Annotated in this window: 20 protein-coding genes; 7 read left to right on the top strand and 13 right to left on the bottom strand. The window is 65.3% G+C overall.

Annotated elements, in window-relative coordinates; all coding sequences use genetic code 11:
* Nucleotides 1-89: 89 nt before the first annotated feature.
* From KW830_RS06590 to thiO, 5 genes are all read right to left on the bottom strand, one after another.
* Nucleotides 90-1919 (bottom strand): diguanylate cyclase domain-containing protein, encoded by a 1830-nt coding sequence (locus KW830_RS06590; protein ID WP_218332549.1) that lies wholly within the window; start codon nt 1917-1919, stop codon nt 90-92.
* A gap of 448 nt (nt 1920-2367) precedes the next feature.
* A complete protein-coding gene (thiE, locus tag KW830_RS06585; protein WP_218332548.1) occupies nt 2368-3315 on the bottom strand; it encodes a thiamine phosphate synthase in 948 nt (315 codons plus the stop codon).
* A 21-nt stretch (nt 3316-3336) separates the two neighbouring features.
* Complete coding sequence (locus tag KW830_RS06580) at nt 3337-4158, bottom strand: thiazole synthase (protein ID WP_066534803.1); 822 nt, start codon at nt 4156-4158, stop codon at nt 3337-3339.
* 87 nt (nt 4159-4245) lie between these two features.
* On the bottom strand, nt 4246-4443 hold the full coding sequence (gene thiS, locus KW830_RS06575; protein ID WP_066534798.1) for a sulfur carrier protein ThiS: 198 nt from the start codon (nt 4441-4443) through the stop codon (nt 4246-4248).
* Nucleotides 4444-4527: 84 nt separating this feature from the next.
* A complete protein-coding gene (thiO, locus tag KW830_RS06570) occupies nt 4528-5655 on the bottom strand; it encodes a glycine oxidase ThiO (protein WP_218332547.1) in 1128 nt (375 codons plus the stop codon).
* A gap of 316 nt (nt 5656-5971) precedes the next feature.
* On the opposite strand from thiO, the gene thiD reads away from it, so the two are divergent.
* On the top strand, nt 5972-6829 hold the full coding sequence (gene thiD / locus KW830_RS06565; protein ID WP_218332546.1) for a bifunctional hydroxymethylpyrimidine kinase/phosphomethylpyrimidine kinase: 858 nt from the start codon (nt 5972-5974) through the stop codon (nt 6827-6829).
* A 123-nt stretch (nt 6830-6952) separates the two neighbouring features.
* On the opposite strand, the gene KW830_RS06560 is transcribed toward thiD, so the two are convergent.
* From KW830_RS06560 to KW830_RS06545, 4 genes are all read right to left on the bottom strand, one after another.
* The gene (locus KW830_RS06560) at nt 6953-7366 is read right to left on the bottom strand and encodes a biopolymer transporter ExbD (RefSeq protein WP_066534792.1); all 414 of its coding nucleotides are present in this window, start codon (nt 7364-7366) and stop codon (nt 6953-6955) included.
* A 3-nt stretch (nt 7367-7369) separates the two neighbouring features.
* Nucleotides 7370-8089 carry a MotA/TolQ/ExbB proton channel family protein gene (locus KW830_RS06555; RefSeq protein WP_218332545.1) on the bottom strand — a complete coding sequence of 240 codons (720 nt, stop codon included), beginning with the start codon at nt 8087-8089 and terminating at the stop codon, nt 7370-7372.
* A 21-nt stretch (nt 8090-8110) separates the two neighbouring features.
* Nucleotides 8111-8824, bottom strand: a complete 714-nt coding sequence (locus KW830_RS06550; protein WP_218332544.1) for an energy transducer TonB — start codon at nt 8822-8824, stop codon at nt 8111-8113.
* Nucleotides 8825-8983: 159 nt separating this feature from the next.
* Nucleotides 8984-9253, bottom strand: a complete 270-nt coding sequence (locus KW830_RS06545; protein WP_083520358.1) for a bacterioferritin-associated ferredoxin — start codon at nt 9251-9253, stop codon at nt 8984-8986.
* A gap of 336 nt (nt 9254-9589) precedes the next feature.
* On the opposite strand from KW830_RS06545, the gene KW830_RS06540 reads away from it, so the two are divergent.
* The 5 genes from KW830_RS06540 to KW830_RS06520 all read left to right on the top strand — a co-directional run bounded on the left by KW830_RS06540 (nt 9590) and on the right by KW830_RS06520 (nt 14431).
* On the top strand, nt 9590-10231 hold the full coding sequence (locus KW830_RS06540; RefSeq protein ID WP_218332543.1) for a PepSY-associated TM helix domain-containing protein: 642 nt from the start codon (nt 9590-9592) through the stop codon (nt 10229-10231).
* 32 nt (nt 10232-10263) lie between these two features.
* Entirely contained in the window at nt 10264-10785 is a 522-nt protein-coding gene (locus KW830_RS06535) for a DUF2271 domain-containing protein (RefSeq protein WP_218332542.1), read from the top strand.
* A 95-nt stretch (nt 10786-10880) separates the two neighbouring features.
* A complete protein-coding gene (locus KW830_RS06530) occupies nt 10881-11681 on the top strand; it encodes a DUF4198 domain-containing protein (RefSeq protein WP_218332541.1) in 801 nt (266 codons plus the stop codon).
* Nucleotides 11682-11742: 61 nt separating this feature from the next.
* Entirely contained in the window at nt 11743-12936 is a 1194-nt protein-coding gene (locus KW830_RS06525) for an FAD:protein FMN transferase (protein ID WP_255578119.1), read from the top strand.
* A gap of 94 nt (nt 12937-13030) precedes the next feature.
* Entirely contained in the window at nt 13031-14431 is a 1401-nt protein-coding gene (locus tag KW830_RS06520; protein WP_255578118.1) for a sulfite reductase subunit alpha, read from the top strand.
* A gap of 33 nt (nt 14432-14464) precedes the next feature.
* Here KW830_RS06520 and KW830_RS06515 read toward each other — a convergent pair whose 3' ends face one another.
* The 4 genes from KW830_RS06515 to KW830_RS06500 all read right to left on the bottom strand — a co-directional run bounded on the left by KW830_RS06515 (nt 14465) and on the right by KW830_RS06500 (nt 19373).
* Nucleotides 14465-15616 (bottom strand): alpha-hydroxy acid oxidase, encoded by a 1152-nt coding sequence (locus tag KW830_RS06515; protein ID WP_218332540.1) that lies wholly within the window; start codon nt 15614-15616, stop codon nt 14465-14467.
* A 5-nt stretch (nt 15617-15621) separates the two neighbouring features.
* Entirely contained in the window at nt 15622-16302 is a 681-nt protein-coding gene (locus tag KW830_RS06510) for a Fe2+-dependent dioxygenase (RefSeq protein WP_218332539.1), read from the bottom strand.
* A gap of 134 nt (nt 16303-16436) precedes the next feature.
* Nucleotides 16437-18698 carry a TonB-dependent siderophore receptor gene (locus KW830_RS06505; protein WP_218332538.1) on the bottom strand — a complete coding sequence of 754 codons (2262 nt, stop codon included), beginning with the start codon at nt 18696-18698 and terminating at the stop codon, nt 16437-16439.
* A gap of 375 nt (nt 18699-19073) precedes the next feature.
* The gene (locus KW830_RS06500) at nt 19074-19373 is read right to left on the bottom strand and encodes an SWIB/MDM2 domain-containing protein (RefSeq protein ID WP_066534759.1); all 300 of its coding nucleotides are present in this window, start codon (nt 19371-19373) and stop codon (nt 19074-19076) included.
* 530 nt (nt 19374-19903) lie between these two features.
* Here KW830_RS06500 and rraA point away from each other — a divergent pair.
* Complete coding sequence (gene rraA / locus KW830_RS06495; protein ID WP_218332537.1) at nt 19904-20428, top strand: ribonuclease E activity regulator RraA; 525 nt, start codon at nt 19904-19906, stop codon at nt 20426-20428.
* The last annotated feature ends 49 nt before the right edge of the window (nt 20429-20477 follow it).

The raw sequence follows: 20477 nt of genomic DNA, 5'->3' as shown, positions 1-20477 counted from the left end.
GGGCGGGCGGCGGCCAAGGTCCTTTGCCCACAGCTTCGGCGGGCGAAGGGCGTGGCTATAGCTTCTTCCAGTCGCTGCAGGCCTGGGCGTCAGCTGACGGCGCCCTGCTGCAGGTCCGCATGCTGGACGATGCGGCCCTTGCCGGCATGCTTGGCGGCGTACATGGCTTCGTCGGCACTTTGCAGCAGCGTGGCCGTGGAACTGCCTGCGGTGCTGACGGAAATGCCGATGCTGATGCCGACCTGGGCCATGATGCCCTCGTGCAGGGCAATGGGCTGGCGCACTGCATCCATGCAGCGTTGCATCACCGAAAGCGCCTCCCCGGGGGTGTGCAGGTTGGCGAGCAGCACCACGAATTCATCACCGCCCAGGCGGGCCACGCAGTCGCCCGCGCGGGCCTGGGCCGTGAGCCGGGCGGAGACCACCCGCAACACTTCATCGCCGGCGTCGTGGCCCTGGGTGTCGTTGACCTGCTTGAAGCCATCCAGGTCCATGAAGCACACCGCCACCATCTGGCCGGACGTCAGCTCCTGGGTCAGGGTGTCTTCCAGCGCCCGGCGATTGGCCAGACCGGTGAGTGCATCGTGGTTGGCCAGGTGGGTGGCGGCCTGCTCGCCTTGCTTGAGGGCGTCGATGTCCACAAAGATCCACAGCGACTCGTCCGCATTCAGCAGGGTGCCGGAAGCGTCCACCCAGAAGCGCTTGCCGTCGGATGCCTGCAGCTGGAACTGCTTGTGAAACTTGCCGCGGGCCAGCAAGGAGGCGTAGGCTTTCTCGCCGATGAGCCGGTAGCTCGCATCGTCCGGATAGAACATGCGTGTGGACGCGCCATGCAGCGCCGAGGCGGGCTGTTTGAGCAGGCGGCGCAGGGCGGGGTTGGTCCACACGATGCGGCGTTCGCGCAGGCGGGCCATGCCGATCAGGTCGTTGTTGATGACCAGCTCCTGTTCTTTGCGGATGCGGTGTTCACGCTGCTGCAGGCGGTACAGGGCGACCGAACCCAAAGCGATCAGCAGAATGCACAGGCCGGTGAGCGCCCAGGCACGCCAGGCGGAGGCGCGCCACATGGCCATATAGGCTTCCGTGCCCAGCCCCGTGAACACCGTCAGAGGGTAGCCTTGCAAGCGCTGGTAGGCGGTGATGCGCTCCACGCCATCCAGCAGGGTGGGCGTGATATACCAGCCTTCCTCGCGGTCGCGGGCGATGGCGCGGTGGTATTCGGGCGAGACCGTGGCCTTGCCGATACCGGTTTCGGCATCCTGGCTGGCCCCTGGATAGCGCGCGACCAGCAGCGCCTGGTCGGTGCGCAAGGCCATGGCGCTGCTGGAACCAAACGACTGGCGCTGGAACAGATCGTGAAAGTGCTCGGACGCGACTATGGCATACACAATGCCCTGGAAGCTGCCGTCCTCGGACAGCAGGCGCCGCGCCAGCACGATGGACCATTTGCCAAAGGAGTGGCTGACCAGGGGCTCGGACACCACCATCTGGTCGGTTGTTCGAGCCTGGGCGAAATAGTCGCGGTCGCCCACCGAAAAAGGTTCGTCGATCTCGCTGGGGGTGATCAGGACCTCACCCTTGCTGTCGGTGGTGCGCAAGGCCGTGACAAAAGGGATGAGGGCGCGCTGCTCCTGCTGCATCTCGTACAGGGCCAGGTTGGCCGTGGGCAGGCCTTCGAAGCTGCGCGTGCGATAGCGGTTGGCAATGGAGGACAGGGCGTTGTCCACCAGCCGCACCTCGGCTGCCAGCTCCAGGCTCAGACTGCGCGCCTGGTGCCGGGTGACGGCAATGCCCAGGTCCATGTCGGCACGGTAATTGGCATGCATGCTGAACCAGGTGGCAAAGCACAGCAGGGCGGCCACCACCAGGTTGCCGAGCACGATGCGACGCAAAAGCGTGTGGGAGCGGAGGCTTGTCATCTGGATGCGCAAGGTCCCTGGAGGCACGCCGGGAGTCCAAACGTTTCGGGTCCCGGCCATGCTTCCAATCACCGGTTGAGTGGAAAGTCGCGGGCCGCCACTGTGCATTAAGCGGGTCTTCATCCGCAGTGGCTGCGAAGAGTTTATAAGCGAGGATGAGATTCCTTGGAAAGCCCTGTATGGGGGGAAAGCCTGCTTCCAAAATTGATTGCAGACTTTGGCAAGCCGCGGTATATCCGGCGTCTGGCCGATCCCGGCGCAGCAGCAAGGCGGTGGCCGTGTGCATGCCGCTTCCGGTCACGGTCCCGCTCCGGGGTGCGGGGCGACACGGGCGTACAGTGGGTTGCACGCCACAATCCAGGCAAAAAAAAGAGGACTTCAACCGAAGTCCTCTTGTGGCGATGGCGCTCGGGGGGGCACCGCTGCAGGTTCGCAGACCGGCTGGCGGTCAGGACTGGGCGGGCTGCGGCAGCCTTGCCATCAGATCCCGCGCGGCTGCTTGCGGATCGGGCGCATTCACCAGTGCGCGCACCACGGCAATGGAGCCGACACCGGTAGCTGCGATGTCGCCGAACTGTTCCGCGGCAATGCCGCCGATGGCCACCAGCGGGTAGGCCTGCATCAGCCGCACATAGGCCTGCAGACGGGCCACGCCCTGGGGGGCGGTGGCCATTTTCTTGAGCGTGGTGGGGAACACGGCGCCCAGGGCGATGTAGCTGGGCTGCACGGCATGGGCGCGCACCATTTCGGCGTAGCCGTGGGTGCTGACGCCCAGGCGCAGGCCGCTGGCGTGGATGGCGGCCAGGTGCTCGCCGGCCAGCGCGTCCAGGTCTTCCTGGCCGACGTGGATGCCGTAGGCGCCGGCGTCGATGGCTTCGCGCCAGTGGTCGTTGATGAACAGGCGGGCGTTGGTGCCCTGGACAGCTGCAACCGCTGCACGCACTTCGGCACGGATCGCAGCGGCGTTGTCGCTTTTGAAACGCAGTTGCACCGTGGGCACCCCGGCGCGGGCCATGCGGCCCACCCATTCGGCCGTGGGCAGCACGCCGTATAGGCCCAGCTGGCGCGGGCAGGCAGGGAAGGCTTGGGCGGGATCGGCACCGGCCAGGCCGAAGTCCCGGGGATCGTCCGGCCAGTGGGTGACGTCGAAGTGGTTGGTCCGCTCGGCCTGGCGCTGCCAGGCCTGGGCCAGGCATTCGGCATCGACCGCGATGAAGCCCAGGCGGCTGCAGGCCTGCAGGGCCGCCAGATAGGTAGGCTCCGTACGCAGTGCCGGCGGCGTGGGCTGGGGCACCAGTTCTACGGAGTTGGCATCGTGGTGCAGGCGCGCGCCAAAGGTGGCACTGTGGTGGTGGACGATGGCGTCCGCCAGGGCCTGGATCTCTGCAGTGTGCATGGTGTGGTCTTCCAGCGAGGGTCAGGCGTGGTGCCAGAACGGAGTGCCCAGCACCGGGGTGCTGGGCTGGGCGGCACGCTGCTCGGCCATGGCGCCAGCCAGGTAACCGTCGCGGCCGGCCTGCACGGCGTCGGCAAAGGCACCTGCCATGCGCACGGGGTCTTCCGACAGGGCCACGGCTGTGTTCAGCAGCACGCCGTCAAAGCCCCATTCCATGACGGTGCAGGCGTGGGAGGGGCGGCCCAGGCCGGCGTCGACGATCAGCGGCACGTTCAGGCGCTCGCGCAGTGTCTGCATGGCATAGGGGTTGGCGGGACCGCGGCCGGTGCCGATGGGCGCGGCCCAGGGCATGACGGCCTGGCAGCCCACATCGACCAGGCGCTGGCACAGCACCAGATCTTCGGTGCAGTAGGGCAGCACCTGGAAGCCGTCCTTGATCAGGATGGAGGCGGCCTCCACCAGGTTCAGGGTGTCGGGCTGCAGGGTGTAGTCGTCGCCGATCAGCTCCAGCTTGATCCAGGGGGTGTCGAACACCTCGCGCGCCATCTGGGCGGTGGTGACGGCTTCCTGGATGGTCATGCAGCCAGCGGTATTGGGCAGCACGGGCACGTTCAGCTTGCGCAGCAGCTCCCAGAAGCTGGCGCCGGTTTCGGCCACTTCGGCGGCGCTGCTGCCCTGGCGGCGCAGCGAGGCGGTCACCATGGCCGGTTTCGCACGGGCGACCGCCGCTTCCAGCACGGCGGGTGAAGGGTAGCGCGAGGTGCCCAGCAGCAGGCGGCTGTGGAAGGTCTGGCCGTACAGCGTCAGGCTGTCAGCGGAGGATGCGGTGGTGTCGGTCGACATGAAATACTTCTGTGTTGGCGTAGGGCTCCGGCGCCTGCTGGGCGAGGGAGCGGTCCATTGGACGCTGAATGGGGCCCGAGTCTGCGGTCAGCCGCCGGTCACGGGGGCAATGATTTCGACCTGGTCGCCTTCGGCCAGCGCATGGGCCGCATAGCGGCCACGGGGCACAAAGCCGGTGTTCACCGCCACGGCAAAGGGCGGCTTGGCCTGCCACTGGGCCACGGCATCGGCCACGGTGGCGTTGGCAGGCAGTTCCACGGATTGCTGGTTGATGGTGATGTGCATGGGCTCTCAGGTCGGGGCAAAAAGGCAAAAATCTACTACGGGTTAACCCGTGGAGGAGGCGGCGATATCGCTGTAAGGGCTGGATCAGGCCGCCTGGGCAGTGGTCTGGGCAGCGGTGTGCGGCAGGTGCACGGCCACATCGAATTGTCGGGCCAAGTCGGTGGCTCCGCTGCGCAAAACCTGCAATGTGATGTCCAGCATGGCCGGGGAGATCATGAAACCGTGGCGGTACAGGCCGTTGACCTGCAGCACGCGATCATCCAGCCAGCGCAGTGCGGGCAGGTTGTCGGGCAGGGTGGGGCGGCACTGGGTGGCGATCTCCAGAATGCGTGCCTCGGCAAAGCCGGAGTGCACGGTATAGAGGGCGCTGAGCAGTTCCATGGTGGAGCGCACACTGGCCGGTCCCATGTCGTCGGACTCGATCTCGGTGGCTCCGATCACAAACACATGGTCCTGCTTGGGGGCGATGTACAGTGGGTAGCGCGGGTGCACCAGGCGCGTGGGGCGCTGTAGCGTGACTTCGGGGGCGTGGACGCGCACGACCTCGCCGCGGATGCCGCGCAGCGCGCTCCACTCTGTGCGGGCGCCCAGGCCGCGGCAGTCCAGCACCAGATCGGGCTGGCCGGCACTGCCCGGGGCAAAGTCCGTGGTTTCACGGGCGGTGTGCCAGTGGAATTGCACGCCCAGGCGGGCCAGGGTGGTTTCCAGTGCGGCCAGCAGCTGGCGGTTGTCCAGCTGGCCCTCGCCGGGCAGGTACACGCCCTGCTGGAAGCGGCCCTGCAGTGCCGGCTCCACGGTGGCCATCTGGGCGTGGCTGACGCTTTCCAGCGCCGGCAGCGTGGGATTGATGCGGCGGTTCTTCTCGAACAGACCGCATAGGCGGCTGGCATCGGGTGCATCCTGGCGGTGCCAGACCACGAGGGTGCCGTTCTGCTGGAAGTAGACCGGAGCGTCGAGCTGGGCAATCAGCTCGGGCCAACGGGTGAGGGCGTATTGGCCCATGTGCACCACGCCGGGCTCGGTGATGGCCGATTCGGCCAGCGGGGCCAGCATGGCGGCGGCCACGCGAGCGGCGGCGCCGTCGGCTTCGGGGCCCTTGGCCTCGAACACTTCCACGCGGTGCCCTTCGCGCGCCAGCTCCAGGGCCAGCAGGCGGCCCATCAGGCCGGCGCCCAAAATGGCGATATGGGAAGGTGCAGTCAGAGCAAGCATGGCGGTGTCGTTTCGTCCAAGGCGGTTAGAAGGCAATCCAGGGACCAAACGGGGTGGCATAGCCTGCAGAGGGCGGCCACCGGCTGTGAAACTCCCCACGCCAGCATGACCTGGATCGGGTGTCGGGGTCGTCTGTGTGCCGGGTCGGCATCCAGGCGGCCCCAGGGTCTGTTCTCAGTCGCATGCGGCCCGTGCCGCTGTGCGGCGGGCCGATGGACACCCCTGTTTCGTCCGTGAGCAGGAATTACAGCACAAGCCGCATACCTGGGATGGCCTTGTCGGCACAAGCCTTGGCTTGGGTCATAATTTTTGCCCTATGACCCCTCAGACATCTTCTGCGCCGCACCCAACTTCGCGTTATGTGCGTGTGCTGTCCATTGCCGGCTCCGACAGCGGCGGTGGCGCCGGCATCCAGGCCGACCTCAAGACTTTCAGTGCCCTGGGCTGCTATGGCATGACGGCCATCACGGCCATTACCGTGCAGAACACGCTGGGCGTGACCGGCATCCACAGCATTCCGGTGGATATTCTGCGCGGCCAGATCGACGCCGTGGTGGAAGACATCGGTGTGGATGCCGTCAAGATCGGCATGCTGGCCACGCCGGAAGTGGTGCGCACGGTGGCTGACGCCCTGCGCCGCCACGGCCTGCAACAGGTGGTGCTGGACCCGGTGATGGTGGCCACCAGCGGCGACCGCCTGATTGCCGAAGATACCAAGGACGTGCTGGTGCGGGAGCTGTTCCCGCTGGCCACGGTGGTGACACCCAATCTGGACGAGGCCAGCCTGCTGATCGGCCGCCCCATCGATGGCATCGACGCGCTGGAGGCTGCTGCCAGCGACTTGCTGGCGCTGGGCGCGCCGGCCGTGGTGGTCAAGGGCGGACATTTGCCCGGTGACTGGGTGGTGGACCTGCTGGCTGCGCAGGACGGTCTGCGCCGCACGCTGGAGTCGCCCCGCATTGCCACGCACAACGGCCATGGCACGGGCTGCACGCTGTCGTCGGCCATCGCGGCCCATCTGGCCCTGGGCCTGCCGCTGGCCGATGCCGTGGCGCACGCGCGCAGCTACATCCTGGAGGCGATCCGCGCCGGTGCGGCCGTGCGTACCGGCCATGGCCATGGGCCGCTGAACCACGGCCACGCGCCCGTGGCCCAGATCATTCGCGCCAACTGAAAGCGTGCAGCGGCGCAGGGCGCCGGTGAGCCACGCTGTGGCGGACACGTAAAAACACCCCGCAGGCTGCGCGCCATGCGGGGTGTTTTTTGGTGGCCTGCGCAGGCCCAGGGGCAGGTGGGCTTATTTTGTGACAGGGTCGGTCACAAAACCGATCTTGCGCACGCCCGCAGTTTGTGCGGCAGCCATGGCCTGTGCCACGCGCTCGTAGCGCACTTCCTTGTCGCCGTGGATGTGCAGGTCGGGCTGCGGATCCTTGGCGGCTTCGGCCTGCAGGCGGGTTACCAGTTCCTCGTCGGAGATGGCTTCCTTGTTCCAGTGGTACTTGCCATCGGCAGTGATGGACAGGCTCACGTTCTGCGGTTTGACCTTCTCGGGCTCGTTACTGGCGCGGGGCAGGTCGACGTTGATCGAGTGCTTCATCACCGGGATGGTGATGATGAAGACGATGAGCAGCACCAGCATGACGTCCACCAGGGGCGTCATGTTGATTTCGTTCATGACTTCATCGCTGTCGTCTTGGGTGCCGAAAGCCATGGCTTACGCGCCTTTCTTGATGGGAGAGACGTTGTGGTGGCCTTGGCCGCTGTCCACGCGGGCGCCGGTCACGAAGTAGGCGTGCAGGTCGTGGGCGAAGGTGTTCAGGCCGTTGAGCACGTTCTTGTTGCCGCGCACCAGGGCGTTATAGCCCAGCACGGCGGGGATGGCCACAGCCAGACCGAAGGCGGTCATGATCAGTGCTTCGCCGATGGGGCCGGCCACCTTGTCGATGGAAGCCTGGCCCGAGGTGCCGATGGCCACCAGGGCGTGGTAGATGCCCCAGACGGTGCCGAACAGACCCACGAAGGGGGCGGTGGAGCCCACTGACGCCAGGATGGCCAGGCCGGCTTGCAGGCGGGCGGTGAACTCATCCACGCAGTAGCGCAGCGAGCGGGTCATCCAGTCGCTGATGTCCAGCGCGTCGTGCAGGTGGGCGCTGGTCTTGCGGTGGTGGGACTGGGCTTCACGGCCTTCCAGGGCCATGTAGCGGAAGGGGTTGGAGGGGTCGGTGTCCAGCTTGCTCAGACCGGCGCTGAAGTCTTCGCTGTGCCAGAAGTCCTTGGCCTGGCGGGCTTGCTTCTTGTACTTCACCAAGGCCAGGGTCTTGATGATGATGACCGCCCAGGAGGCGATCGACATGATCAGCAGCAGGATGGCCACGCTGCGCATGACGAAGTCACCTTGTGCCCAGACGTGGGCAATGCCGAATTGGGATTCCATGAAAACTCCTGAGATGAATGTTTATTCGAGAACGAAATTGATGGGGACGATGTTCCACATGCCTTCGGGGACGCCGTTGCGCTTGCCGGGCACGAATTTCCATCGCTTGACGGCTTCCAGGGCCGCCTTGTCCAGGCGTTCGAAGCCGCTGGACTTGTTGATTTCGAGCTGCTGGGGCTGGCCTTGCTCGTCAATGAAGACGCGCAGCACCACCTTGCCCTGTTCGTTCATGCGGCGGCTGATCGCCGGATAGGACGGACGGGGATTGTTCAGGTAAGCGGCGTTGCTGGACGGCAGCTGGATGGCTGGCGGCGCGGGCGGTGCCGGTGGTGCGGGCGGAGCCGGGGGGGCAGCCGGTGCGGCCGGCACGGGTTTGCTGGGCTCGCTGTCCAGCGTGCCGGTGGGCGCGTTGGGGGAGGGTGTGGGGTCCGCGATGGCCTTGGGCAGCGGCTGCTTTTGCACCGGTTTGGGGACCGGTGCCGGCTTGGGTGTGGGCTTGGGCGGTTGGGGTGTCGGGGGAGCCGGTGGTGGAGGGGCCGGAGGCTGTGGCTCGGGGGCGGGCGGCGCAATGAACTCGGCAATCACCTCGGCGGGCACGATCAGCGGCTCGGGAGAGTGGGTCAGTGCATGTTGCAGCGCCCAGATGCCGGCCACGTGCAGTGCTAGCACCGAGCCGGTGATGACCGCATTGCGGTGCATATTGCCGGTCGGCGCGAAACGTTCAGATGAAGACATAGGGATCAAAAAGCCGGCCACGAGGCCGGCACTTGCACAGGGTCTGGTTCACGACCCCTCGAAGACTAGCGGATTGCGGACCCATTCAGGTCAACATGGCGCAACCCGAGGAGATGGGCTAGCGCCGGAAAATCCACAGGGAGCACCCCAGGACCAGGATCAGACTGCCAGTGACGGTTGCGAGGAAGGCCATGCTTTGCTCTCCAAAATAGAGGTGGCAAGCTGAACCGGCTTGGCAGATTCATTGTGAATCGCAGCATGCGTGCCGCTGGAGCAGCATTTGTCCACCACGTCACGGGCACAGCTTTCGCAGCGTCCGCACTGGGTGGCCACGCCGAGTTCGAACTGAATCTCGTCGAAAGACATGCCCGCATGTGCGTGGCGTGCGATTTCGCGGTCAGAAACCCGGCGGCAAACACAAACAATCATGGTCTCAAGCAGATGTGGCTGGCTGTTAAAAGATGGGAATGATTATAAATAGGAATCTATCGCATTTGCAATGTCTATCTTGTTCATAGTCGTTGCAGAGGTTCCTGAAAGTGGAAAAGCGGGGGGAGGTGCCGCCCCCAGTGGGTGCGGTGCTCCTCTCTTCTATATAGGTAAGGGGCTGGAATGGCCCTGTACGTCCCAGGGGCGGGGCTATGGCGGGGGATGCCGGGGTCTGCGTAAATCTTAGGTAAATGAGAGCTATTTTTATTTGTTGGCCCTAGAATCGAGGGCTTCGTGGCGCAGGGCAGGGTCCGTGCGCACGCCATCTTTTTGTGTATGCAAGCCTCCCCTTCTTCCCAACGTGCCTACTGGTTGAAAACCCTGCATGAATGGCACTGGGTCAGCTCCGCCATCTGTCTGGTGGGCATGCTGCTGTTTGCCGTGACGGGCTTCACCCTCAACCATGCCGGCCAGATCGAGGCCAAGCCCCGCGTGGTCTCCCGCCAGGACCGGTTGCCTGACTCTCTGCTGCCGGTGCTGCAGCAGGCGGCCGAGGCACAGAAAGCCCAGCCGCAGGAAGGCGCCAGCCTGCCGGTCACCGTGCAGACCTGGGTGCGCGAGGTGCTGGGGGCAGAGACCCGCCAGCGCGCTGTGGAGTGGAGCGAGGACGAGGCGTATGTGCCACTGCCCCAGCCGGGCGGCGATGCCTGGCTGCGCATCGGCCTGCAGGACGGCGAGGCCGAGTACGAGCACACCGACCGGGGCTGGATCTCTTATTTCAATGACCTGCACAAGGGCCGCCACACCGGCACCGCGTGGAGCTGGTTCATTGATGTGTTTGCCGTGGCCTGCTTGGTGTTCTGCATCACCGGCCTGTTTATCTTGCAGATGCATGCGGGCCGCCGGCCCATGACCTGGCCCATGGTGGGGCTGGGACTGCTGATTCCCGCCTTGCTGGCCATGCTGCTGGTGCACTGAACATTGACCGAATCACTTGAGAGGGACATTCCATGACAACAAAAATCTTGCGATTCACGGCCGTGCTGAGCGCCGTGGCTGGCCTGCCCGCCATTGCCGGCAGCATGAATGTGGGCGTGGAAGTGCCGCGCCTGGACGTGGCCGAATACCACCGCCCCTATGTGGCCGTGTGGGTGGAGCGCGCCGACAACTCGGTGGCCGCCACGCTGTCCGTGTGGTACGACACCAAGATGCGCGATGCCGAAGGCATCAAGTGGCTCAAGGACATGCGCCAGTGGTGGCGCCGCACCGGCCGTGAACTGACCATGCCCATCGACGGCGTGACCCAGCCCACCAAGCCCGCCGGCAAGCACGCGCTGTCGTTTACCGAAGGCCGCAACCCGCTGCCCAAGCTGGCTCCCGGTCAGTACAAGCTGCAGGTGGAAGCGGCCCGCGAAGTGGGCGGCCGTGAACTGGTGACCATTCCGTTCGAATGGCCCGTCAAGCAGGCCACCAACCTGAACGTCAAGGGCAAGAGCGAGCTGGGCGACATTACGCTCGAACTCAAGCCCTGATCGGCCTGATCCGCTGTCTTTCCGCGCTGCTACCCAGCCTTGCTTCCCGGGTTTCCCGCTTTCTCTGTTTCGACCATCTATTCCAAGGAGTCACCATGTTTTCTGCTTCCCGCCTTGCCCTTGCGCTGTCGTTGGCCTGCGCTGCCGTGGGCGCCCAGGCGCACAATCTGTGGCTCAAGCCGTCGAGCACCGTGCTGTCCAAGGCCGACTGGGTGACGGTGGATGCGGCCGTCTCCAACGACATCTTCTTCTTCAACCACCGCCCCCTGGCCGTGGACAAACTGACCATCACTGCGCCCGACGGCAGCACCGTGCAGCCCCAGAACGTGGCCAAGGGTGAGCTGCGCAGCGTGTTCGACCTCAAGCCGGAAAAAGCCGGTACCTACCAGCTGAGCATCGTCAACCAGGGTGCCATGGGTTCGTACAAGGACGCCGCAGGCCAGATGAAGCGCCTGCGTGGATCGGTGGAAGACATCGTCAAGCAGATCCCTGCCGACGCCAAGGAGGTGATGGTGGCCGAAAGCGCCAGCCGCATCGAAACCTTTGTGACCATGGGCAAGCCTTCGGCACTGCGCCTGAGCGGCAAGGGCCTGGAGCTGGCCCCGGTGACCCACCCCAACGATCTGGTGGTGGGTGAGGAAGCCACATTCGCCTTCCATGTGGACGGCAAGCCTGCTGCCAACGTGGAGGTGGTGCTGGTGCTCGAAGGCAAGCGCTACCGCGATGCAGTGAACGAGATCAAGCTGGTGACCGACGCCAAGGGCCAGTTCAAGGTGAAGTTCCCCGTGGCTGGCATGTACTGGCTGGATGCCGACGTCAAGGACAACAAGACTTCGGTGCCCCAGGCCAAGGAACGCCGTCTGGCCTATGTGGCCACGCTGGAAGTGATGCCCTGATGGCGGGTTGCCATCTGCTCACGTGACAGTGGGCAGATGGCCCTTGTCTTGTGCAGCCCGCATGAAGTCCCCCGCACGCGCTCTGCCGGATCCTGTGAAGCCCGGCGTTCGCCAGGTGCCGCGCGTGCATTTCGGCAGCGGCATCTGGCAGCGCCCGGCACCGGCGGTGGCTGCTGTGCCTGCTGCCACAGCGGTGCCTGCGTCGTTTGCCACTGCTGGCTGGCAGGCCGCCGGAGCGCAGCGCATGCAGCTGCAGCAGGACCGCAGCCTGCAGACCCTGGGCGGTGCCACCATGGGCACCACCTGGTCGCTTCGGCTGGTCAACCCCGACTATGCACCGTTGGCGCCCGTATACGCCCTGGTCCAGTCCACCCTGGACGAAGTCATTGCGCAGATGAGCAACTGGGAGGCGGATTCCCGGCTGTCGCGCTTCAATGCGGCCGCACCCGGCAGCTGGCACGAGCTGCCAGCGGAGCTGGCCCAGGTCATCGATGCGGCCCTGCACTGGGCACAGGTATGTGATGGCGCCTGGGACCCGACGGTGGGCGCTCTGGTGGCGCTGTGGGGCTATGGCCCGCGAGCGCAGCCGCAGCAAGCGCACAGCGGGCAGCTGCCTTCGGAGGCCGAGGTCGCCCAGGCCCTGCGCCACTGTGGCTACCAGCGGTTGCAATGGGAACCTGCGCAGCGGCGCCTGCTGCAGCCGGGTGGCCTGCAACTGGATTTGAGCGGCATTGCCAAGGGCTTTGCCGTGGACTGGGTGGCTCAGCGCCTGCAAGCCGCCGGCTGGCAGCATGGGCTGCTGGAGATTGGGGGCGAGATCCTGGGCTGGGGCCAGCGCCCCGATGGGCAGCCATGGCGCGTGGCCGTGGCCGGTCTGCCGCCCGAAGCGCAGGGTAGTGCCACCCCGGAAGCCGTGCCCTTGCAAGGCGGTGCCCTGGCCACCTCCGGAGACCACTGGCATGTGTTCACCCAGGGCGGGCGGCGTTACTCGCACACTATAGACCCGCGTACCGGCCAGCCGGTGGCGCACGCCCTGACCAGCATCACCGTCTTTCACGCGGCCTGCATGCACGCCGATGCCCTGGCCACGGTGCTCACCGTGCTGGGGCCGCAGGCGGGCTGGGATTTTGCGCTGGCACAGCATGTGGCTGCCGTGTTCCACACCCACCCCGATGCGGCGCATCCCCAGGGGCAGCGGCGCAGCACGCCGGCATGGGATGCGCGTTTTGCCTCCGCTGGAGGCCTTGGACAATAAGTGTCGCCAGCGCACTGTGGAATGCCATACCCGGTGGCTAATGGATGGGGTTCTCTGCGGCAGGTGTACACACAGCTATGGTTTTGAGATCAGCATGATGGATTGGATTGTGACCCCGGCGCGTCTGGGTGGTGCGCTGGCGCTGGTGCTGGGCTATGCGGGCCTGTGCTCGGGCGTGGCCTGGCGGCTGCGACAACAGCGCCATGCGCTGCAGCGTGAGCGCCGCAGCCTGCAGCAAGGGGGCGGCGCTGATGGTGCGGCCATGCTGGTGGTCTACGCCAGCCAGACCGGTCAGGCCGAGGCCCTGGCCCACGATACCGCACGCACCCTGCACGCTGGCGGCTGCCCGGTGCAGTTGGTGCCCGTGCAGGAGCTGACGCTGGCGCAGCTGCAATCCTGCCGCCACAGTCTGTGGCTGTTGTCCACCACGGGCGAGGGCGATGCGCCCGACCAGGCACTGCCTTTTGTGCAGCAGTTGCTGCCCCAATCTGCGGCACTGCAGGGTCACGATGCCCGCATTCTGGCGCTGGGTGACCGTGAATATGAGCAGTTCTGTGCCTTTGGCCTGCGGGTGCAGGCCTGGCTGCAGGGCCAGGGTGCCCAGACCCAGGTGGTGTGCATGGACAGCGGCCATGCGCCGGCCCAGGCCCGTGCGCTGGCGGACTGGCAGGACGGCGTGGGTGCGCTGCTGCACGCTGTCACGGGCCAGGCGGCGGCCGGTTGGCAGTCGGCAGACAGCAGCCAGCATTGGGTGCTGCGCAGCCGCACGCATTTGAACCCGGGCAGCCAGGGCGGGGCGGTGTACCTGCTGGAATGGGCGCCCGAGAACGGCCAGCTGCCGCAGTGGGAGTCGGGGGATCTGGTGTCGCTCTGCCCCCCGGGCGAACCGGATGCGCCGCGCGACTACACCATTGCGTCGGTGCCAGCCGATGGTTGCCTGCAGCTGCTGGTGCGCCAGAGCGTGCGGGACGATGGCGAGCTGGGCGTGGCATCCCGCTGGCTGTGCGAGGAGATGGCGCTTGGCGCCACGCTGGCGTTGCGCATCCGCGCGCACAGCGGCTTCCGGCTGGAAGGCAATATGGACCGCCCGGTGGTGTTGATTGGCAACGGCACCGGTCTGGCGGGGCTGTACAGCCATATCAAGGCGCGGGTGCAGCAGCAGCAGTTTGACCACTGGCTGCTGTTTGGCGAGCGCAGCCCCGAACACGACAAACTGCTGGATGCACAGCTGCAGCAATGGGTGGCGCAGGGGCAACTGGCGCGGCTGGACCGTGCCTGGTCGCGCGATGTCGCGCAGCCTGGCTATGTGCAGCAACTGCTGGCCCAGCAGGCCGACCGCCTGCGCCACTGGGTGGAGCGTGGTGCCGCCATCTATGTGTGCGGCAGCCTGCAAGGCATGGCCAAGGGGGTGGACGATATGCTGCGTGAGCTGCTGGGCAGCGAACAGCTGCAGGCCCTGGCCGCCAGCGGCCGCTATCGGCGGGACGTGTACTGACGGGCCAGGCCTACGCCTGCACCCTGGTACGGTTCAACGCGGCTGCCACAACAGGTCGGCGCCGATCTGCCGCAGCTGGGCGCACCCGGTCTGGGCCATGGCCAGCTCCAGTTCGGAGCGCAGCAGGTACAGCATGTGCGCCGTACCCAGCGTACCGGCCACCGCCAGGCTGTGCAGTTGCGGCCGGCCGATCAGCACGGCATTGGCGCCCAGTGCCAGGGCCTTGAGCACGTCGGTGCCCTGGCGGATGCCGCTGTCCAGCAGCAGCGGCAATTGCGGGCCGACGGCCTGGCGTACATCGGCCAGCACATCGATCGGGGAGACCGCCGCATCCAATACGCGTCCACCGTGGTTGGACACCACGATGGCATCGGCTCCCAGTGCCGCCGCCTGGCGTGCTGCGCGTGGCGACAGAATGCCTTTGACGATCAGCGGCAGATGGGTGTGTGTGCGCAGCCATTCCAGATCGCTCCAGCGGGGTGCGCCGGTGGCCAGCGGTGTGCCAAACAGGATGTGATCGTCCATCAGGTCGCCGGTCTGCTGTGGCTGTGGCATGCCGCGCAGATTGACGGCTTCCACGCCGGGGGGCAAGGGGTAGCCCGAGCGTTTGATGTTGGCGTCCACCGTCCACACCAGGGCCTGGTAGCCGGCTGCTTCTGCGCGGCGTACCAGGGACAGCGTGTGCTGGCGGTCGGGCTGGCTGTAGAGCTGGAACCACAGCGGGGCCGTGCGGCCCAGTTCCTGGGAAGCGGCGTTGGCCGCCTGGGCGATTTCTTCCAGCGTGTAGCTCGACAGGGTGCTGACCACCATGCCGGTGCGCATGGCCATGGCTGCGCGCACGCTGGCAATTTCGCCTTCCGGGTGGGCCAGGCGGTGGTAGGCCACCGGAGCCAGCAGCACCGGCCAGTCGAAAGCCTGGCCCAGCAGCTGCAGGTGGGTATGGGCCTGGGACAGGTCCGGCAAAGGCTCGGGCAGCAGGCGGATGCGATCCAGTGCCTGGCGGTTGTGTGCCAGGGCCTGGGCCTGGTCGCAGCCGCTTTCGATGTGTGCCCAGGCATGGGCTTCGATATGGTGGCGTGCCTGGCGCGCATAGTCGGCCAGCGCACCGATATCGGAGGGGATGCGCGACAGCGCCGGCTGCACTGCCTGGCCCAGCGCGTTGAGCACGGGCGCTGCGGAAGGCATGTCTGTCATGCTTCGGACCACATGCGCAGCAGGTTGTGGTAGGTGCCGGACAGCGTGGACAGTCGGGGGTGCGCAGGCAGTTCGCTGCTGAGCTGCTGGATGGTCTGGTCCAGATCGAACAGCAGGCGGCGCTGTTCGGCCGACTTGATCAGGCTCTGGGTCCAGAAGAACGAGGCATAGCGTGTGCCGCGCGTGACCGGGTTCACGCGGTGCAGACTGGTGCCGGGGTAGACGATGGCGTCACCTGCAGCGAGCTTGACGGTCTGCTGGCCGAAGGTGTCTTCCACGACCAGCTCGCCGCCTTCATATTCCTCCGGCTCGCTGAAGAACACGGTGGTTGACACATCGGTGCGCACCTTGATGGCCGTGCCGGGGATGGTGAACAGGGCATTGTCGATGTGGTTGCCGTAGGTGCCGCCGCCTTCATAGCGGTTGAAGCGCGGCGGCAGCACCTTGCTGGGCAGGGCGGCGGACAGATACAGCGGATGGTGGCCCAGGCGGTCCAGGATCAGACTGCCCAGGGTCTTGCCCGTGGCACTGTCCAGCGGCAGCTGCAGATTGTTTTTGACTTGGGCGGCCAGGAAGCCGGCGGTGGTGCGGCCATCCTGCCAATCGGCTTGTTCAAGCGCTTGGCGGCATTGGCGCACATCTTCGGCGGACAGCAGGGCGGGAATACGCAGCAGCATGGCAGGAATAATCCTTCAAGACGGGACAGGGTACAGGCCGTAAGTGTGAATGCAAAAAGCCCCGTGGGCATGGTGGTCCACGGGGCTGTGACGGCGGCCTGCGCTACATCAAGTGCGCAGGCGGGTCAGGGGGCTCAGTACGTGAACTTGAGCGAAGCCACGGCAGAGCGGCCAGCCGCAATGTTGGCGTAGTGGGGCGAGCGCACGCCGCTGTAGTACACCTTGTCGCCCAGGTTGTACAGGTTCAGCTGGAATGCCAAGTTGCGGTTGATCTGGTAGCCCAGCATGGCGTCATAACGCGAGTAGCCGCTGACGCCCTTGGTCACGATGCCGCCACCAGGAGCGGTCGACAGGGCATAGCTGGCGTTGACGCTGCTTTGTGCATACACACCCAGACCCAGGGTCAGCTTGTCCGTGGGCTTGTAGCTGGTCCACAGGCTGAAGCTGTGCTTGGGGGTGTTGGGGAAGGCTTGGCCGTTGGCGGCATTGCCTGCACCCATGTCCTTTTGTTCGCTATCCATGTAGGTATAGCCGCCAAAGACGCTCAGGTTGCGCAGGATCTGGCCGGTAAAGCCCAGTTCAATGCCGTTGACCACCTTGCTGCCGGCCATGTAGTCCACGCCACCTTCGGTGATGCGAGCATTGGTCACTTCATTGCGGAAGACTGCGGCGGTCAGGCCCAGCTTCTTGTCCAGCAGATCCCACTTGGTACCCAGTTCCATGGAACGGGTCTTTTCGGGCTTCATGTCGGCTGCCCTGGCAGTCGTCATGACCATGTCTTCATTGGCATTGCCCAGAGCATTGCCCACAGGGCGGGTGGAAGTGCCGATGTTGGCGTAGATGCTGCCATTGGGTGCCGGCTTGTAGACCAGGCCCAACTGGTAGTTGAACAGGGTGTCGGAACGCGAGATGTCGTAGGCCGGGTAGGTGTTCGGCGCACGGCCACCGGCAGGGCCCGAAGCCGAGGTCTTGTAGTGGTCGGCACGCAGGCCCAGGTTCAGCAGCCACTGCTCATTGAACTTCAGCGTGTCGAAGCCATACAGGGCGATGGTGTCGACCTGGTTGGTCGTGGCTTGTGCTGGCAGGCTCCAGGCGAATGTCCAGGGGGCATTGGCACCGCTGGGGTTGCTCAAGGTGGTGCACCATGGGGCGACCGCCGAGGTGCAGGTACCGCCGCTTTGGATGGCGGCAGAACGGACTTCGGCTTTTTCCTTGGACAGTTCCAGGCCCAGTGCAAAGCTGTGGCCCACGGAGCCCGTCTGGGCCTTGCCCGTTAGCTCGGTCACGTTCTGCAGGGTAGTGGTTTCCGAAACGCGTGCGTTGCCGCGGCGCCAGACATAGCCATTGATGGCATTGCCCTTGCTGTCGTCGGGCTGCGTCCAGATGTAGTCCTGGTCGGTCTTGCTGTAGCGCAGGCTGTTGCGGATCTTGTTGGTGTCGGTGAACTTGTGTTCCACGGTGGCCGTGAACAGGTCGCTCGTTTCTTTTTCGTAGTCACGGTGGGTCAGGCCGTACCAGTTGGCGCGGTCATTGCCATAGGTGGGGCGCACCGTGCTGCCACCAGGCAGTTTGGCCATGGCCGTGTTGCTGTAGAGGTAAGGCACGCCACCGTCGGGAATATTGTCTGTCTTGAGGTGTTGCCAGGACAGCGTGACTTCGGTGGGCGTGCCCATGCCGAAGGTCACGGTAGGAGCAATGCCCCAGCGCTTGTTTTGAGGACCATCGCGGCCGGGAATGTCGGCGTCGTGCGCCATGGCATTCAGGCGGAAACCGGTGGTTTCACCCAACTTGCGGTTCAGGTCCAGCGTGGCGCGCTTGTAGTTGTCGGTGCCCAGGCCCACATCGCCGGAGACGAAATTGTCGTTCTTGGCTTTCTTGGTGGTCAGGTTGATGGAGCCACCCGCACCGCCACGACCGGCGTAGGCCGAGTCAGCGCCCTTGATGACTTCCACCGATTCCAGGTTGAACACTTCGCGGGTGCCGGCGGCGATGTCACGCATGCCGTCCACGAAGGTGCTGGCCTGGGAGTCCATGCCGCGGATGAAGGGCTGGTCACCGGAGGGGTTGCCGCCTTCGCCATTGCCGAAGGTGATGCCGGGGGTGGACTTCAGCGCATCTTTCAGGCTGGTGGCGCCGGTTTGCTTGATGATCTCTTCGCCGATCACCTGCACGGTCTTGGGGGTGTCCACCAAGGGGGCCGTGAACTTGCCCTGGGGCGAAGTCTGGGGGTTGAAGGGAGCGTCGGCCGTGGCGTTCACCTGCACGGAAGGCAGGGTGACTTCTTGCTGGGCCAGCGCGTTGCCGCCCATCAGGCACAGGCCAGCAGCGACCACGATCTGCGTGAGCTCGCAGTGCAGTGCGTTGATGTCTGTAGGTGTGTTTTTGAGTGTAGACATGTGAGCAAAGGTAGAGAAAATCCGGTCTCGGGTCGGCCCGAGGACGCTGGATTTTAGACACTACTGATAATTGTTCTCACTACTATTGCTGGGTTTGGAATGTAAACCTGATGTTTGTTGCCACTCTGCAACAAATGGCGGAAAAGCAGACTGCGATCCGGCTGGGGTTGGTGCTTGCTTTCTTTGTGAGTTAAGTCACACGGCGCTGCATGGAGCAGCGGCTGAGTACGCCGCATGACACGGTATGACAGACAGGGGTAAAACCATCACAGATCGCTGGGCACGGACGGGCCGGTGGGCGGTGGACGCACGGGGGCGCGCCAGACGCAAAAAAGCCGGCACAAGGCCGGCTTTTCGAATCCAGTGAAGGACGCTTTATTTGACGTGCTTGCCGATCAGGCCTGCCATCTCGAACATGGAGACTTGGGGCTTGCCGAAGACTTCCTTGAGCTTGGCGTCGGCGTTGATCATGCGCTTGTTGGCAGCGTCTTGCAGGTTGTTGGCCTTGATGTAGACCCACAGCTTGCTGATGATTTCGGTGCGTGGCAGGGGAGTGGAACCGACCACGGCAGCCAGAGCGGCGCTGGGGGTCAGGGGTTTCATGAAGGCTGCGTTAGGGGTGCGCTTTTTTGCAGGTGCTGCCGGTGCAGCGGTTGCCTTCTTTGCAGTTGCCATGGTTGCTTGTCCTTGTTGAGGAAGTGTGGTTCTCTTCGCCACGCTGCGGTCTTGCAGCAAGGCATCAGCAAATCCTACTGGGAAAATTTGCCCATTCCAAGCTGACTGGCCCCTTTTTTTGCCTCGAATTGTTGTGCAACGTCACTTTTGGCGGGTTTCCGGCACTGGCGGCACGCCCGAATGGTTGTTCAGGACGCCATGGCGACAAAAAAGCGGTGGCGGCTGCGCTAGCTTACGGAGGCAATTTCCAGGGGCGAAGGGCAGCGCTGGCGGCCCAGGAAGAGGTGGCTGGCGGACATCTGTGGAAGACTGTGGCCTGTGTTGTCGGGAGCCTGTCAGCGGCTGCCGGGATGATAGGGCTGCCCCTCCCGGTGGCTTGCACGTGCTGCCTGCGATCTGCCGTCGGCTGTCGTTTGCCGGCTTGCGTGTGGTCGCATGCTGCCCCTCTGTCAAGGGCCTCGGCGCCAACGCCGGGATCCGCCATCACGGGCGGCCCTACGGGTGATGACTATTGTTTTGGAGCTTTTTTCATGCGCACTGCCTCTGCCCACGGTCCTCAGGTTGCCACCTGCGATCTGTGCGATGTGTACAAGAACGACGAATCCGGCCAGTTCCGGGTGCTGCCGCCGGTCTTCCCCAGCTTTGGCGGGGTGGAGTCCTTTGCCGGCCCGGCCTTCACGGTGAAGTGCTTTGAAGACAACAGCCTGGTCAAGGCGGCGGTCGACTCCCCGGGCCAGGGCCGGGTGTTGGTGGTGGATGGAGGCGGCTCGGTGCGCCGTGCGCTGGTGGGCGGCAATCTGGCAGCAGCAGCCGGCCGCAACGGCTGGGCGGGGGTGGTGGTGTATGGTGCCGTGCGTGATGTGGCCGAGTTGCGTGCCGCCGCCGTGGGCATACGCGCGCTGGCGCTGATGCCGCTGCCCACGGAAAAGCGCAACGAAGGCCAGTCCGGCGTGGCCGTGCAACTGGCCGGGGTGACGGTGCGTCCCGGGGACTGGGTGTATGCCGATGCCGATGGCGTGGTAGTGGCCGACCGGGCAATTCACCCCGGAGCCTGAGCGTTCCGTCGCGGCGGCGTCCTGCGGGGCGCATGACGCTGGCGGTTGC

Origin of the sequence: Comamonas sp. CMM03 (assembly GCF_019218715.1) — a bacterium.
GTDB classification, from domain to species: Bacteria; Pseudomonadota; Gammaproteobacteria; order Burkholderiales; family Burkholderiaceae_C; genus Comamonas; species Comamonas terrigena.
Note: the sequence above shows the minus strand (reverse complement) of the source record. Positions and strands in the feature narration are given on the sequence as shown.

Bases quoted from the DNA above. Each gene is read 5' to 3' on its own strand.
- KW830_RS06525 (WP_255578119.1), top strand. From the start codon at position 11,743: ATGAAGTCCCCCGCACGCGCTCTGCCGGATCCTGTGAAGCCCGGCGTT.
- KW830_RS06520 (WP_255578118.1), top strand. From the start codon at position 13,031: ATGATGGATTGGATTGTGACCCCGGCGCGTCTGGGTGGTGCGCTGGCG.
- KW830_RS06540 (WP_218332543.1), top strand. From the start codon at position 9,590: ATGCAAGCCTCCCCTTCTTCCCAACGTGCCTACTGGTTGAAAACCCTG.
- KW830_RS06500 (WP_066534759.1), bottom strand. From the start codon at position 19,373: ATGGCAACTGCAAAGAAGGCAACCGCTGCACCGGCAGCACCTGCAAAA.
- KW830_RS06535 (WP_218332542.1), top strand. From the start codon at position 10,264: ATGACAACAAAAATCTTGCGATTCACGGCCGTGCTGAGCGCCGTGGCT.
- KW830_RS06515 (WP_218332540.1), bottom strand. From the start codon at position 15,616: ATGCCTTCCGCAGCGCCCGTGCTCAACGCGCTGGGCCAGGCAGTGCAG.
- KW830_RS06590 (WP_218332549.1), bottom strand. From the start codon at position 1,919: ATGACAAGCCTCCGCTCCCACACGCTTTTGCGTCGCATCGTGCTCGGC.
- KW830_RS06580 (WP_066534803.1), bottom strand. From the start codon at position 4,158: ATGTCGACCGACACCACCGCATCCTCCGCTGACAGCCTGACGCTGTAC.
- rraA (WP_218332537.1), top strand. From the start codon at position 19,904: ATGCGCACTGCCTCTGCCCACGGTCCTCAGGTTGCCACCTGCGATCTG.
- KW830_RS06510 (WP_218332539.1), bottom strand. From the start codon at position 16,302: ATGCTGCTGCGTATTCCCGCCCTGCTGTCCGCCGAAGATGTGCGCCAA.
- thiD (WP_218332546.1), top strand. From the start codon at position 5,972: ATGACCCCTCAGACATCTTCTGCGCCGCACCCAACTTCGCGTTATGTG.
- KW830_RS06545 (WP_083520358.1), bottom strand. From the start codon at position 9,253: ATGATTGTTTGTGTTTGCCGCCGGGTTTCTGACCGCGAAATCGCACGC.
- KW830_RS06530 (WP_218332541.1), top strand. From the start codon at position 10,881: ATGTTTTCTGCTTCCCGCCTTGCCCTTGCGCTGTCGTTGGCCTGCGCT.
- thiO (WP_218332547.1), bottom strand. From the start codon at position 5,655: ATGCTTGCTCTGACTGCACCTTCCCATATCGCCATTTTGGGCGCCGGC.
- KW830_RS06555 (WP_218332545.1), bottom strand. From the start codon at position 8,089: ATGGAATCCCAATTCGGCATTGCCCACGTCTGGGCACAAGGTGACTTC.
- KW830_RS06550 (WP_218332544.1), bottom strand. From the start codon at position 8,824: ATGTCTTCATCTGAACGTTTCGCGCCGACCGGCAATATGCACCGCAAT.
- KW830_RS06505 (WP_218332538.1), bottom strand. From the start codon at position 18,698: ATGTCTACACTCAAAAACACACCTACAGACATCAACGCACTGCACTGC.
- thiS (WP_066534798.1), bottom strand. From the start codon at position 4,443: ATGCACATCACCATCAACCAGCAATCCGTGGAACTGCCTGCCAACGCC.
- KW830_RS06560 (WP_066534792.1), bottom strand. From the start codon at position 7,366: ATGGCTTTCGGCACCCAAGACGACAGCGATGAAGTCATGAACGAAATC.
- thiE (WP_218332548.1), bottom strand. From the start codon at position 3,315: ATGCACACTGCAGAGATCCAGGCCCTGGCGGACGCCATCGTCCACCAC.